The following is a 13,536-nucleotide window of genomic DNA, read 5'->3' on the forward strand; positions in this document are numbered from 1 at the left end:
GGGACGGACAGAGACACTCGTCCGCGTCCGGGGACTGTCAGAGCGTCCGCCCGTGCTCACCGAACGAGTCCAGGGCGCGGGCGATCTCCCGGGCCCGGCGACGCAGCCTCGCCTCGCCGCCCGACGACGGCACAGTGGCCGACGACGGCGCGGCGGCCACCGGTCGCACGCTCGGCCGCACCGTGGACGCCGGCCGCGCGGTGAGTCCGTCCGGCACGAGCCAGTGCCACCGGGCGGCCGCCTGCACCACGACCCCCACTCCGAGCGCGAAGGCGACCGTGGCCCAGCCGACCGTGCCGCCCAGCACCCAGCCGAGCGCGACGACCCCCACCTCGATGCCCGTCTTGATGGCCCGGACGGACCAGCCGGTGCGCGCCACCAGGCCCGTCATCAGCCCGTCGCGCGGCCCCGGGCCCAGGCGGACGCCGACGTAGGCGGCGGTCGCGACGCCGTTGAGGACGATCCCGCCGAGCGCGAGCAGCACCCCGCCGATCGTCCCCGGCTGCGGCCAGAGGGTCTCGAGCGCGGACAGGCTCGGCTCGATCGCGAGGGAGATGATGACGATGTTGGCGACGGTCCCGATGCCGGGGCGCTGTCGCAGCGGCACCCAGGCGGTGAGCACGAGCACGGAGGTGAGGGCCACGACGAGCCCGAACGACCAGCCCGTGGTGCGGACGAGGCCCTGGTGCAGCACGTCCCAGGGCATGCTGCCCTGGCCGGCGTGCACGAGCATCGCCATCGAGACCGTGAAGGCGAGCAGGCCGAGCACCAGCTGCGCACCACGTCGCACCGGCCCCAGGCCGGCCACGGGTGCGGCGGCCACGGGTGCGGCGACCACAGGTGCGCCAGCCACGGGCGCAAGCACGGCGGTCACGGACGGGGTGGTCGAGGTGTCGGTCATGGCACCCACGATCCCCGGCATTGGCCTTGCATTCCATAGCCAATAAGAGAAGAGTGGCCGTATGAGCCTGGCCGCCCCGACCACCACGGCCGTGCGGAGCCTGTCCGCGCCGGCCGCGTCACGCCTCCTGGGCGCGTGGCACACCTCCGGCCCGGTCTACCTCGCTCTCGCCGACGCCCTGCGCTCCGCCGTCCTCGCAGGATCGCTCGCTCCCCTGACCCGGTTGCCCAGCGAGCGCGAGCTGGCACGCGCGCTCGGGGTGTCACGCACGACGACGTCGGCCGCGTACGCCCGCCTGCGCGAGCTCGGCTTCGCCACCAGCCAGGTCGGTTCCGGCACCGTGGCCATCCTGCCCCGCACCGCCGGCCTGCCCCTGCGACCCCAGACGCCGGCGGGAGACGGCCCGCTGCCACCGCTCGCCGACGGCGCCGGGCCGATCGAGATGTCCCAGGCGACGCCGTCGGCCCCGGACGCGCTGCACGGCGCGTACGAGCGCGCCCTCGAGATGCTGCCCGCCTACCTGGGCACGGGCGGGTACGCCCACCTCGGCCTCGACGTGCTGCGCGAGGCCGTCGCGGCCCGGTACCGGGCCCGCGGCGTGCCGACCACCCCGGACCAGATCCTCGTCACCACCGGCGGCCAGCAGGCCATCGCACTGCTGGCGACCACCCTCGTCAGCCGCACCGAGCCGGTGGTCGTCGAGTCCCCCACCTATTACCACGCCATCGAGGCCCTGCAGCGGGCCGGCGCCCGCGTCATCGGCGTGCCCACGGGCGACGTCGAGTCGCTCGCGTCGGCGGTGCACCGCACCCGCGCCCGCCTGGCATACCTGGTCCCCGACTTCCACAACCCCACGGGCCGGACCCTCACCGCCGACGAGCGCGACGCCGTCGTGCACCTGACCGACCGCTACGGCGTGACCGTGGTGGGCGACGAGACGCTCACCGACCTCGACCTCGAGGGCGGCACCGTCCCCGGCCCGTTCTGCGGCGACGGCACCAACACCCGGCTGGTCTCCGTCGGGTCGGCCTCCAAGTCGTTCTGGGGCGGGATCCGGATCGGCTGGGTGCGCGCGACGCCGCAGCTGGTGCAGCGCCTGGCGCGGACCCGTCAGGCCCTCGACATCGCCACCCCGGTGCTCGAGCAGCTCGCCGTCGTCGAGCTCCTCGCGCGCCGCGACGAGATCCTGCCCGCCCGCGTGGCGGGGCTGCGCGAGCGGCGCGACCTGCTCGTCGGGCTCGTCCGTGACCGGTTCCCCGACTGGGACGTACCGGTGCCGAAGGGCGGGCTCTGCCTCTGGACAGGTATCGGCCGGCCGGCCGCCCAGGCGCTCACGGCCGCGGCGGTCGCCGAGGGCCTGCGGATCGGTGCCGGCCCCCAGTTCACGCCGGACGGCACCGCCCAGGACCGGATCCGGCTCATCTACACCGCCACCCCCGAGACGCTCGCCGAGGCCGTGGAGCGCCTCGCGCGGGCCTGGCGACGCGTCACCGGGTGAACCCGGCCCGCAGGGCGGGCCGTCAGGGGACGCGCAGCTCGATCGTCGGGGTCGCCTGCGTGCCGTCGTGCAGCAGCGTCGCCGCCGCAGCCCCCGAGCCGGCGAGCTCGCGCCAGTGCTCCCCGAGCCACTGCTCGGCGTCGTACTGGGCGGTGAACACCGGGCTGAGCGACGGATCGAGCCGCCGGCCGTCGAGGTCCACCAGCGACCACTCCCACCGTGGTCGGATCACGCGACTCGCCCCGCGCTGGCCGAGCCCGCCGACCGCGTCAACGCCCGGTTGAGCCGGGACGGCCACCCCGGCCCCTCGTAGACGAACGACGTGTAGCCCTGCACCAGGTCGGCGCCGGCCCGCAGATAGGCACGGACGTCGTCGGCGCAGGTGACGCCGCCGACCCCGATGACCACGGGCTCCGGACCGAGCCGCGAGCGAAGCCGTGCCACGACCTCCAGGCCGCGGGGCAGCAGCACCGGCCCCGAGAGCCCGCCGGGGCCGCGGTCGTGGCCGACGGTCGTGTTCACCGCCACGACACCGTCCAGCCCGAGCTCGGCGACGAGGTCCGCGACGGCGTCCACGTCGACGTCCGCCAGGTCCGGGGCGATCTTCACCAGCAGCGGCGTCCTGCGGACCCCCGCCACCGACGTCGCCTCGTCCGCGGCCTCCCGGGCCGCCGCGAGGATGGGTCGCAGCTCCGCCGTCGTCTGCAGGTCACGCAGGCCCGGCGTGTTCGGCGAGGAGACGTTGACCACCAGGTAGTCGGCGTGCGGGGCCAGCAACCGCGCGCACGTCGCGTAGTCCTGCGCCGCGTCGTCGGCCGGCGTGGTCTTGTTCTTGCCGATGTTGACGCCCACGACGGCGGCACGCCCGGCGGGCGTCGCCCGGAGCCGACGCAGTCGCTCGGCCATCTCCAGGGCGCCGTCGTTGTTGAAGCCCATCCGGTTGCGCACGCCGCGCACGTCGAGCTCGCGCCACATGCGCGGTGCCTCGTTGCCGGGCTGCGGACGCGGCGTGACCGTGCCGACCTCGACGAACCCGAAACCGAGCATCGTCAGCCCGCGCACCGCACGCGCGTTCTTGTCGAACCCGCCCGCCAGCCCGAAGGGCGCCGGGATCGTCCGGCCCAGCACCTCGACGCTGCCCGGACCGCCGGCACCGCGGCCGAGGTACGGCGCGAGCGCGCCCTGCACCACGTCGCGCAGCACGGGCACGCGCCCGGCCGTCTCGATCGCCCGGAACGCGAGCTCGTGCGCACGCTCCGGCTCGATGCGGCGCAGCACGCCGCGGAAGAGGAGGGAGTACGGGGTCATCGAGCCTCCGTCGGTTCGTCCGGCGCGGTCACGGGTGCGTGCTGTCCTGGGCGAGTGTGCCAGAGCCACCAGAGACCGATGAAGGGCAGTACGAGGGGGACGTAGCCGTAGCCCTGCCCGAAGGCCGACCAGACGGTGGCCTCGACGAAGAGCTCCGGGACGACGACGGACAGCACGCCGACCACGACGACGCCCACCGCCTCGACGAGGACAGCACACCATGCCACCGCGCGCCACCGGCCGCGTCCACCCCGGGCGAGGGCGATCGTCGCCACGACGTAGACGGCCGCGGCGAGCAACGACAGCAGGTAGGCAGCCGGGGCCTCGTCGAGCTTGGTCGCGACCTGGTACGCCGAACGGCCCGTCGCCGCGAAGGCCAGGATGCCGTAGACCGTCACGAGCAGCCGGCCGAACCCGCCCCCCGTCGCGCCCGGCCCGGGGGCCGCGCCCATCAGGACGCCCCCCAGATGATCCAGAGCCGCCACTGCAGGAAGGCGACCGTCAGCGAGGCCACGCAGAGCACCACGGAGGACCAGCGGCTGCGCTCGGCGAACGCCCACACGGCCGCGATCGGCAGGAGCAGGGCCGCCGTGAGCAGGTAGCCCCAGAAGAGCGCACCGTCGACGTCGTGACCGCGCACCTGCAGCACGCCCGCCACCACGGCCTGCAGGACGAGGACCGCCTCGACCGCGCCCGCGCCGAAGAGCTGGCGCAGGATCACGGCGCGGTCGCGGGCCGCGAACCACGCGGCCCACCCCGCGAGAGCCACGCACAGGGCGACGGCGAGGACGAACAGGGGAAGGACCACGCCCGCAGACTACCGGCACGCGCCCGACGCACCCACGCCGGCGGCCGCGCTAACCTGGACCGCGTGGCTGACCTCACCCTGACAGGCAAGAAACCGTCCACCATCGCTGCCGACGCGCTCGTCGTCGGGACCTGCTCCACCTCCGACGGCGTCGCCGTCGTGGCGGACCAGCTCCCCACCCGGCTCGTCGAGCAGATCGAGTCCTTGGCCCCGCGCCTGGGGGTGACCGGTGCGCTCGAGGAGGTGCGCACGGTGCCCGCCGGCGACGGCGTCGCGGCCGACGTGCTGGTCCTCACAGGCCTCGGTGAGCGCCGGGCCGACGGCACCTTCGACCACGAGACCCTGCGGGTCGCGGCCGGCGCCGCCGTGCGCGCGCTCGCCGGCTCCACCGACGCCGTCGTCGCGCTCCCCGCCGTCGACGAGGCCGAGCTCGGCGCCGTGGTCGAGGGTGCGCTGCTGGGCGCCTACGCGTACACCGCCTACCGCGACGAGAAGGCCGCCACCCGGCTGACCCCCGTCGCCACGCTGCAGGTGTCGACGACGTTCACGCGCTCGGCCCGGGCCAAGGCCGTCGTCGAGCGGGCCACGGTGCTCGCCGCGGCCGTGCACGGCACGCGCGACCTCGTCAACGCCCCGCCGAACGTGCTCTACCCGGCGGCGTTCGCCGACGCGGCCAAGACGGCCGTCAAGGAGCTCGGCGCCAAGGGCGTGAAGATCACCGTGCTCGACGACAAGCAGCTCGTCGCCGGTGGCTACGGCGGCATCGCCGGCGTCGGGCAGGGCTCGTCGCGGGGGCCGCGGCTGGTCAAGCTGACCTACGCCCCGCCGAAGGCGACCGGGAAGGTCGCGATCGTCGGCAAGGGCATCACCTTCGACACCGGCGGCATCTCCCTCAAGCCGCCGGCCGGCATGCTCACCATGAAGTCGGACATGGCCGGAGCCGCTGCCGTCCTGCACACGGTGGTGGCCGCCGCCCGCCTCGGGCTGCCCGTCGCCGTGACCGGCTACCTGTGCCTCGCCGAGAACATGCCCAGCGCCACCGCCCAGCGTCCCTCCGACGTCGTGACGATGCGCGGTGGCAAGACCGTCGAGATCACCAACACCGACGCCGAGGGCCGGCTGGTCATGGCCGACGGTCTCGTCGCCGCGGTGGAGGACGGCCACGACGCCGTCCTGGACATCGCGACCCTGACGGGCGCGCAGATGGTGGCGCTCGGCAACCGGACGTCCGCCGTGATGGGCTCGGACGACGTGCGCGACGAGGTGAAGGTCGCCGCGGACGCCACCGGGGAGTCCTTCTGGCCGATGCCGCTGCCCGCCGAGCTGAAGGCAGGGCTGAAGTCGAACACCGCCGACCTGGTCAACGCGGCGTCCGACCGCGCGGGCGGGATGCTGTTCGCCGGACACTTCCTCGCCGAGTTCGTCGGGGACACCCCGTGGGCGCACCTCGACATCGCCGGCCCCTCGTACAACGAGAAGGCCCCGTTCGGCTACACGCCGGTCGGCGGCACGGGCGTCGGTGTGCGGACGCTGCTCGGCTTCCTCGAGGGCCGCGCCGGCACGGCCTGATCGTCGCGGCCGTCCGGCGCGGGACCCACCGTGCCGGACGGCCGCGCCGTCGTCCGGCCTCAGGACGAGGCGGAACCCCGCCGTCTCTCGGCGCGCTGCGCGGAGTTCCAGTCCCGCATCCGCTGCGGATAGCCCGTGAAGCGCACGTTGTAGACCGGCACGCCGAGCGACCGGGCGACGTCGAACCCGGTGCGCTCGTCGGGGACCCGGCGACGGGTCCACTCCCCCGTGGTGGCCACGAGCAGCACCGTGGCGGGCGTCTGCGCGTTCGGCGGCTCGACGTAGGCCTCGACGCCCACCCGGGAACGCACGAACTCCTGCAGGTGCCCGACGGCAGCGGCACGTCCGCCCCCGGACGGCGCGGCACTGGACGACGACGACGGGGACCGCCCGAGCAGGCGGTCCATCGCGGACCTCAACGACATGTCGCGAGACTACCTCTGCCTGCTGAGGGTGAGCACGGTCACCCCGGAGACGACGGCGAAGGTGCCCGATGACACGAAAGCCGCCGATCCGCGCGAGATGTACCGAGCGTCACAGTTCTCGGAGGGTGGCCACGATTGGGGCCGAACACCAGGAAGTGACAAGATGAGGCGCAGTGACCCAGGAACGCGGCAACCGGAGAGGTTCCGACCGGAACACCGGTCGACCGGCCTCGGCACGTCGCCTGACCCACTGATCGAAGGAGACTCCACAGGTCATGTCTGAGAACGTGCAGCTGCCGGCACTCGGCGAGTCCGTCACCGAGGGCACCGTCACCCGCTGGCTCAAGGCGGTCGGCGACACCGTGGAGGTCGACGAGCCCCTGCTCGAGGTCTCCACCGACAAGGTCGACACCGAGATCCCCTCCCCCGTCGCGGGCGTGCTGGAGCAGATCCTCGCGGAGGAGGACGAGACCGTCGAGGTCGGCGCCACGCTCGCCGTCATCGGCGACGGATCGGGCGGCGGCGATGCTGCGGCACCGGCCGAGGCCGCTCCGGAGCCCGAGGCCGAGCCCGAGAAGCCCGCCGAGCCGGAGCCGGAGAAGCAGGCCGAGCCGGAGCCCGCCCCCGCGGAGTCCTCCGAGCAGTCCGCCGAGGAGCCTGCCGAGCAGGCTTCGCAGGGTGGAGACGGCGAGGGCACCGAGGTGACCCTGCCGGCACTCGGCGAGTCCGTCACCGAGGGCACCGTCACCCGGTGGCTCAAGGCGGTCGGCGACACCGTCGAGGTCGACGAGGCCCTGCTCGAGGTCTCCACCGACAAGGTCGACACCGAGATCCCCTCCCCCGTGGCCGGCACGCTCCAGAAGATCGTCGTGGACGAGGACGAGACGGTCGAGGTCGGCGCGGTGCTGGCGCTCGTCGGCTCGGGCTCCGCCCCGGCGGAGCAGGCCGAGCCGGAGCCCGCCAAGGCTCCCGAGCCCGTCGGCGCCCCCGAGCCGGCCCCCGCGGAGCCTGCCGCTGAGAAGGCGGCACCGGCACAGTCCCCGGCTCCGTCGTCGCCCGCTCCGGCCCCCGCCGCCGAGCAGCCCGCTCCGGCGGCCGAGAAGCCCGCCCCCGCCTCGGAGGCACCGGCGGCACCCGCCGGTGGCAAGAGCTCCTACCTGACCCCGCTCGTGCGCAAGCTCGCCGCGGAGAAGGGCGTGGACGTCTCGTCCATCCAGGGCACCGGCGTGGGCGGTCGCGTCCGCAAGGAGGACGTCCTCGCCGCTGCGGAGAAGGCCGCCGCCCCGGCCGCGGCACCCGCCGCGTCGGAGGCTCCGGCGTCCGCACCGAAGAAGCCGACGGTCCCCGAGGTCTCGCCGCTGCGCGGCACGACCGAGAAGATGTCGCGGCTGCGCAAGGTCGTCGCGGAGCGCATGCTCGAGGCGATGCAGACGCAGGCCCAGCTCACCACGGTGGTCGAGGTCGACGTCACCAAGGTCGCCAGGCTCCGTGCGCAGGCGAAGGCCGGCTTCAAGGCGCGTGAGGGCGCGAACCTCACGTTCCTGCCGTTCTACACGCTCGCCGCGGTCGAGGCCCTCAAGGCGTTCCCCAAGATCAACGCCTCGATCGACACGGACAAGGGCGAGATCACCTACCACAGCTCGGAGAACATCGGCCTGGCGGTCGACACCGAGCGCGGTCTCATCGTCCCGGTGATCAAGAACGCCGGCGACCTCAACCTGGCCGGCATCGCCCGCCAGATCGGCGACCTCGCAACCCGCACGCGGGACAACAAGGTGGGCCCGGACGACCTCAGCGGTGCCACGTTCACCATCACGAACACCGGCTCCGGCGGGGCGCTCATCGACACACCGATCGTCCCGGTCGGCCAGGTCGCCATCCTGGGGACCGGCACCATCACCAAGCGGCCCGCCGTGGTGACCGGGCCCGACGGCGAGGAGAGCATCGCGATCCGCCAGTTCGCGCACATCTTCCTCTCGTACGACCACCGCCTGGTGGACGGCGCGGACGCCGCCCGCTTCCTCACCGCGATCAAGAACCGCATCGAGGAGGCCGCGTTCGAGTCGGAGGTCGGGCTCTGACCCGCTGACCGATCACGCCGACGGGCGAGGACCCTCAGGGGTCCTCGCCCGTCGGCGTTCGGCAGCACCGGACTACACCGGGCAGCACCGGGCGGGGCACCCTGCCCCTCAGGCGACGTCGGTGACGCGCCACCCGTCGGCGGTCCAGGAGAGGGTCAGGACCGCCGTCTGCCGTTCCCCGCCCGGTACCTGCACCGTGCTCCCGTCCTGGCCGACCTGTTCGTGCGGCCCGACGACGTACTCCACGACCACCTCCGCCGCACCGTCCGCCGGCCCACTGGTCGTCCGTGCCGAGGTGACGCTGAGCTCGGCACCGGACACCGAGGTGCCGTCCCCCTCCGCGCGGGCCACGAGCGCAGCATCGGCCTCGTGGGCGGCCGAGCCGGCCAGCGAGACCTCCTCCACAGCCCGCTCTCCCGTCAGGAGCTCGGCACGCCGCCGCGTCAGCTCCGCCGCTGCTCCCGCCGGGTCGGTGCGGTCGAGCGTCAGGTCGTCGTCCTCCGCCTCCGCGTCACCGGCGTCCGTGCCCTGCGGCTCCGCGCCGGGTGGCTCCGCGCCGACCGGTCCCCGGGGCGCAGGCTCCTCGGCCGCCGTCACCACCGACGGCGGACCTGCCGGTCCGGCGACGTGCAGGCCGACGCCGACGAGCGCCGCCACGACGACGGCCACGCCGGCGACCCCGAGCCCGGTCCGCCACGCACCGGCACGCCGGACGGCGCCCGCACGGCGTGGCCGGGGCCGCAGGTCCGCACGGCGCCGGGCGGTCGGCACCGGACCGGTCCGCGGCCGGCGCGCCCGGCGGTGCCGGGAACGGCGCCCCGGGTCGGCCGTCCGCTCGGCTCCCCGGCCACGTCCCAGCACGGCGGCGGCGAGCACGGCCGGTTCCGGGAGCCGTACGGGCACCGGCGGCACGGCGTCGTCGACCCTGGCGGCGAGCGTGCCCGCCTCCGGCCGGACGCGTGGATCACCCGCGAGCGCCGGAGCCAGGGCGGCCCGGAGCGCCACGGCCGCGTCCGAGTCGGCCGGGTCGACCAGCGAGTCGACGAGCAGCGCGAGGCCGTGGACGTCGTCGGCCTCCGCGACGGCTCCCTCCGGGCAGGCGAGCCGAGGGCGGAGGCGTGGCCGGCCGTCGAGCGCCACGACGACGTCGGCGGCGGCGGGCGGCCCGTGCACGATCCCGGCGCTGTGCAGCGCCGCCAAGCCCTGGGCGACGGCGACGGCGATCCCCGCTGCCTCGGGCACGTCGCACCGGCTGCGCACGGCGAGCACCGTCGGCAGATCGGTCGCGGTCCCGGCGCCCCGCGGGACACGGAGGGTGCCGTCGGGGCCCGTCGCCGCGGTGCCGACCGGTTCCACGCAGGGATGGTCCACGGTGGCGAGGAGCCGCAGCCGTTCCAGGAGCTCCGCGCGGGCGGCGGCATCGGCGGGGACGGTCAGGACGTCGTCGGTCTGCACGCCCCCATGGAACACCGAACGGGCATCGCCCTGCTCCGGCCGTCCACAGCCCCGGCTCAGAGGCTGATCTGGCGGCCCTCCCGGGCGGACGTCCGTGCCGCGTCGAGCACCTCGGTGGTGCGGACGGCGTCCGCAGGGTCCACGGGGGCGGGAGCGTCCCCCGCGAGCCAGGGCGCGAGCGACCGGTAGAAGTCGGCGTGCCCCCCGGGCGCGACCGGCACCGGCTCGCGGTCCCGACCGCGGGTGAGCCAGCCGTGCGTCCCGGCCGGGGCGTCGTCGTCGAACCGCTCGAGCGGTGAGGCGTCCTGCTCGAACGTCGTGACCAGATAGGCGCCGCCGGTCCCCAGGACCCGGGTCCGGGGCCCGGGCGCGCCGACGACGGAACCTGCCCACAAGCGGGAGACGACGGCGTGCGGGCTGGCGGCCGACCCACCGCCCGGCTCGTGCGCCAGCACGAGGAAGACGTCGTCCTCGGTGGGCGTGGTAAGCGCCCGGGTCTGCGCCCACACGCTGGTGACGCGGCCGAAGAGCTGGGTGGCGGAGTCCACGAGGTGCGGCCCGAGGTCCAGCAGCAGGCCACCGCCGGCCGTGTCGTTCTCCTTCCACCGCTTGCGCGGCACGGGACGCCACCGCTCCCAGCGACGCTCGAACGTGTGCACGTCGCCGAGCTGCCCGCGGCCGAGCAACGCGGCCAGCGTGCGCTGCTCCGGGTCCCAGCGACGGTTGTGGAACACGGTGAACGGCGTGCCGGTCGCACCGGCCTCCGCGACGACCGCGCGGGCCTCGTGGACGTCGACGCCGATCGGCTTGTCGAGGACGAACGGGACGCCGGCGCGGGCGAGCGCCGCCGCGTGCTCGGCGTGCAGCGCCGTCGGGCTCGCCACGACGACGAGGTCGTAGCGAGACCGCAGCTCGATCAGCTCGGCGAGGTCACCGAGCAGGCGCGCACCCGGCCAGTCGCCGGCGGCCTGGTTGCGCCGGCCCGAGTCCCGCGTCAGCACGGCCGTGACGGTGTGCCCGGCCTCGGCCGCGAGCCGGCCGTGGATCTCGCGCCCGGCTCCCCCGTACCCGATGATCGCCAGCCGCAGCGGCGCGTAGTCGGCGGGCGCGACGCCGTCCGCGTCGGCCGTCACCGTCGTGTCCCCGTGATCCACCATGGGGACCATGGTGCCCGACGCCGGGCGGTCCGGCCGGTCAGCGCGCCGTGTGCCGTGCCAGCCGTGCCGGCCACCACGTCCGGTCGCCGATGTCGTGCACGAGCGCAGGCACGAGCAGGCTGCGCACCACGAGCGTGTCGACGAGCACGCCGAACGCCACGATGAAGGCGAGCTGGGCCAGGAAGAGCAGCGGGATCACGCCGAGCGCGGCGAAGGTCGCGGCGAGGACCACGCCGGCCGAGGTGATCACCGACCCGGTCACCGCCAGCCCGCGCAGGACCCCCTGCCGGGTGCCCACGCGCAGGCTCTCCTCCCTGACCCGCGTCATGAGGAAGATCGAGTAGTCGACGCCGAGCGCGACGAGGAAGCAGAAGGCGTAGAGCGGCACCGAGGGGTCCGCCCCCGGGAAGTCGAAGACGTTGTTGAACAGCAGCGCCGCGACGCCGAGCGCCGCGCCGAAGGACAGCACGTTGGCGGCCATCAGCAGCACCGCCGCCAGGACCGAGCGGAGCAGCAGCATGAGGATCAGCAGCACGACCGCGAGCACGACCGGCACGATGACCCGCAGGTCCCGCTGACCCGCCACCTGCGTGTCGAGGCGTTCCGCCGCCGCACCGCCCACCAGCACGTCGGGCGAGATGTCGTGGACGGCGTCCCGCACCGCGGAGACCGTCTCCACGGCCTCCTGGCTGTCGGAGGGTGCGGACGTGGTGACGTCGACGCGCACCATGCCGTCGATGACGAGGGGATCACCCTGGGCGGGCGCCCCGGGTGCCGGAGCAGGCTGGTCGGTGACGGGCGTGGCGGCGGAGACGCCGTCGGTCGACTCCGCGGCCTCCACGACGGCGTCGAGGTCCTCGGCCGGCGCGATGACGGTCACCGGCTGGGCCGACACGCCCTCGAAGTGCCGGGTCAGGGCCTCCTCCCCGTCGACCGAGTCCACCTGCGTCAGGAAGACCTCGGAGTCGCCGGTGCCGTCGGCGTCGAGGGTCGGGACGAACGCCGCACCCGCCGCGAGGACCAGGGCGGTGATGATCCAGACGGGCCGGTCGTGCCGGCCGACGAACCTGGCGACGCGCGACCACACCCCGTGACCGGCGACGGCGACCTGGACGTCGTCGTCGGACGCCTCGGCGGCGGCGACGGTGGCCGGCTGCTCGCCCTGCGGCGTGCCGAGACCGTCGGCCGCGCCGGGGGCGGCGTGCGGGATGCGGGGCCAGAAGACCCAGCGGGCACGGCGTCCGCCGACCAGCAGCAGCGCCGGCAGGAGGGTGAGCGCGGACAGGAACGCCGCGACGATGCCGATCGCCGCGACCGGGCCGAGGCTGCGGTTCGAGGACAGGTCGGACAGCAGCAGGCACAGCAGACCCGCGATGACGGTCCCCGCGCTGGCGGCGATCGGTTCGATCGAGGCTCGCACCGCCCGGCGCAGGGCGGTGTACGGCGAGGGTGTGACGAGCAGCTCCTCGCGGTAGCGGGCGACGACGAGGAGCGCGTAGTCGACCGACGCGCCGACGACGAGGATCGACAGGATGCCCTGCGACTGGCCGTTCAGGGTCAGGATGTCGTTGGCCGCGAGCTGGTAGACGACCAGGCCGGCGAGGCTCAGGGCGAGGACGGCGTTGAAGATCACGACGAACGGCAGCACCGGCGAGCGGTACACGAGCGCGAGGATCACCAGGACGGCGCCCAGGGCGACGAGCAGCAGCACGGTGTCGATGGCACCGAACGCTGCCACGAGGTCCGCGACGAACCCGGCGGGCCCGGTGACCCAGGACTCGAGACCGGAACCGGCGAGCCCGCCGTCGGCGGTGTCGGCGGCCGACAGGGCGCGCAGCGCGCCGATCGCCAGCTCGGAGACGCTGGACTCCTCGGCGCCCACGTCCTCCTGCGCGAGATCGGCGTCCAGGGAGACGACCACCAGGGCGGCCTGGCCGTCCTCGGACGGGACGACGACCGGGTCGGCGACGCTGGCGTCGCCGACCGTGGCGGGCTCGTCGCCGCTGGTGCCCTCGAGCGGGGCGTCGGGGGCGGCGTCGGCGAACGCCTGGACCGCGGCGAGCTGGTCCTCGGTGAGCTGCGAGCCGTCGGCGGTCTCGGCCACGACGAGGGCGGGCAGCGCCTCGTCGTCGGTGAACTGCGCGGCCAGCTCGGCGGCCTCGGTGGACTCGGCGCTGGCCGGGAGGAACGCCGCGGAGTCGTTGGTCTGGACGCTGCTGAGCTGGCCCTGGGCCTGCCCCCCGAAAGCCCCGACCGCGAGCCACACGCCGATGGCTGCCAGAATGACCAGACCACGGACGACGCCCGTCCATCTATTACTCAGCATGTTGAGTA

Annotated in this window: 12 protein-coding genes; 3 read left to right on the plus strand and 9 right to left on the minus strand. The window is 74.7% G+C overall.

The genetic code is table 11. The features are described from left to right. Positions 1–37: 37 nt before the first annotated feature. Entirely contained in the window at positions 38–901 is an 864-nt protein-coding gene (gene yczE, locus BCL65_RS16115; protein ID WP_243401127.1) for a membrane protein YczE, read from the minus strand. A 61-nt stretch (positions 902–962) separates the two neighbouring features. On the opposite strand from yczE, the gene yczR reads away from it, so the two are divergent. After that, on the plus strand, positions 963–2,399 hold the full coding sequence (gene yczR, locus BCL65_RS16120) for a MocR-like transcription factor YczR (RefSeq protein WP_106269545.1): 1,437 nt from the start codon (positions 963–965) through the stop codon (positions 2,397–2,399). A gap of 22 nt (positions 2,400–2,421) precedes the next feature. On the opposite strand, the gene BCL65_RS16125 is transcribed toward yczR, so the two are convergent. From BCL65_RS16125 to BCL65_RS16140, 4 genes are read right to left on the minus strand one after another with little or no spacing between them, the layout of a single operon-like run. After that, the gene (locus BCL65_RS16125; protein ID WP_106269546.1) at positions 2,422–2,631 is read right to left on the minus strand and encodes a hypothetical protein; all 210 of its coding nucleotides are present in this window, start codon (positions 2,629–2,631) and stop codon (positions 2,422–2,424) included. Then, positions 2,628–3,707, minus strand: coding sequence for a quinone-dependent dihydroorotate dehydrogenase (locus BCL65_RS16130; protein WP_106269547.1), 1,080 nt, complete (start codon positions 3,705–3,707; stop codon positions 2,628–2,630). The genes BCL65_RS16125 and BCL65_RS16130 overlap by 4 nt, the downstream gene beginning before the upstream one ends. Further along, positions 3,704–4,159: a hypothetical protein gene (locus BCL65_RS16135; RefSeq protein WP_106269548.1), complete on the minus strand. Its 456-nt coding sequence runs from the start codon at positions 4,157–4,159 to the stop codon at positions 3,704–3,706. The genes BCL65_RS16130 and BCL65_RS16135 overlap by 4 nt, the downstream gene beginning before the upstream one ends. Beyond that, on the minus strand, positions 4,159–4,515 hold the full coding sequence (locus BCL65_RS16140) for a hypothetical protein (RefSeq protein ID WP_106269549.1): 357 nt from the start codon (positions 4,513–4,515) through the stop codon (positions 4,159–4,161). The genes BCL65_RS16135 and BCL65_RS16140 overlap by 1 nt, the downstream gene beginning before the upstream one ends. A 63-nt stretch (positions 4,516–4,578) precedes the next feature. On the opposite strand from BCL65_RS16140, the gene BCL65_RS16145 reads away from it, so the two are divergent. Then, the gene (locus tag BCL65_RS16145) at positions 4,579–6,084 is read left to right on the plus strand and encodes a leucyl aminopeptidase (protein ID WP_106269550.1); all 1,506 of its coding nucleotides are present in this window, start codon (positions 4,579–4,581) and stop codon (positions 6,082–6,084) included. Positions 6,085–6,143: 59 nt separating this feature from the next. Here BCL65_RS16145 and BCL65_RS16150 read toward each other — a convergent pair whose 3' ends face one another. Then, positions 6,144–6,509 (minus strand): oxidoreductase, encoded by a 366-nt coding sequence (locus BCL65_RS16150; protein WP_106269551.1) that lies wholly within the window; start codon positions 6,507–6,509, stop codon positions 6,144–6,146. A 275-nt stretch (positions 6,510–6,784) separates the two neighbouring features. On the opposite strand from BCL65_RS16150, the gene sucB reads away from it, so the two are divergent. Then, a complete protein-coding gene (sucB, locus tag BCL65_RS16155; RefSeq protein ID WP_106269552.1) occupies positions 6,785–8,590 on the plus strand; it encodes a 2-oxoglutarate dehydrogenase, E2 component, dihydrolipoamide succinyltransferase in 1,806 nt (601 codons plus the stop codon). Between the two features lie 108 nt (positions 8,591–8,698). Here the strand turns inward: sucB and BCL65_RS16160 are convergent, their stop codons facing one another. From BCL65_RS16160 to BCL65_RS16170, 3 genes are read right to left on the minus strand one after another with little or no spacing between them, the layout of a single operon-like run. Further along, positions 8,699–10,045, minus strand: a complete 1,347-nt coding sequence (locus BCL65_RS16160) for a hypothetical protein (RefSeq protein ID WP_106269553.1) — start codon at positions 10,043–10,045, stop codon at positions 8,699–8,701. A gap of 56 nt (positions 10,046–10,101) precedes the next feature. After that, entirely contained in the window at positions 10,102–11,202 is a 1,101-nt protein-coding gene (locus tag BCL65_RS16165; RefSeq protein ID WP_106269554.1) for a Gfo/Idh/MocA family protein, read from the minus strand. A gap of 37 nt (positions 11,203–11,239) precedes the next feature. Beyond that, positions 11,240–13,528, minus strand: coding sequence for an MMPL family transporter (locus BCL65_RS16170; protein WP_106269555.1), 2,289 nt, complete (start codon positions 13,526–13,528; stop codon positions 11,240–11,242). Positions 13,529–13,536 lie beyond the last annotated feature (8 nt).

The organism is Isoptericola halotolerans (assembly GCF_003003075.1).
GTDB lineage: Bacteria > Actinomycetota > Actinomycetes > Actinomycetales > Cellulomonadaceae > Isoptericola > Isoptericola halotolerans_A.

Excerpts from the sequence above, each read along its gene's own strand:
- BCL65_RS16130 (WP_106269547.1), bottom strand. The coding sequence starts at position 3,707 with ATGACCCCGTACTCCCTCCTCTTCCGCGGCGTGCTGCGCCGCATCGAG.
- BCL65_RS16150 (WP_106269551.1), bottom strand. The coding sequence starts at position 6,509 with ATGTCGTTGAGGTCCGCGATGGACCGCCTGCTCGGGCGGTCCCCGTCG.
- yczE (WP_243401127.1), bottom strand. The coding sequence starts at position 901 with ATGACCGACACCTCGACCACCCCGTCCGTGACCGCCGTGCTTGCGCCC.
- yczR (WP_106269545.1), top strand. The coding sequence starts at position 963 with ATGAGCCTGGCCGCCCCGACCACCACGGCCGTGCGGAGCCTGTCCGCG.
- BCL65_RS16170 (WP_106269555.1), bottom strand. The coding sequence starts at position 13,528 with ATGCTGAGTAATAGATGGACGGGCGTCGTCCGTGGTCTGGTCATTCTG.
- BCL65_RS16165 (WP_106269554.1), bottom strand. The coding sequence starts at position 11,202 with ATGGTGGATCACGGGGACACGACGGTGACGGCCGACGCGGACGGCGTC.
- BCL65_RS16135 (WP_106269548.1), bottom strand. The coding sequence starts at position 4,159 with ATGGGCGCGGCCCCCGGGCCGGGCGCGACGGGGGGCGGGTTCGGCCGG.
- sucB (WP_106269552.1), top strand. The coding sequence starts at position 6,785 with ATGTCTGAGAACGTGCAGCTGCCGGCACTCGGCGAGTCCGTCACCGAG.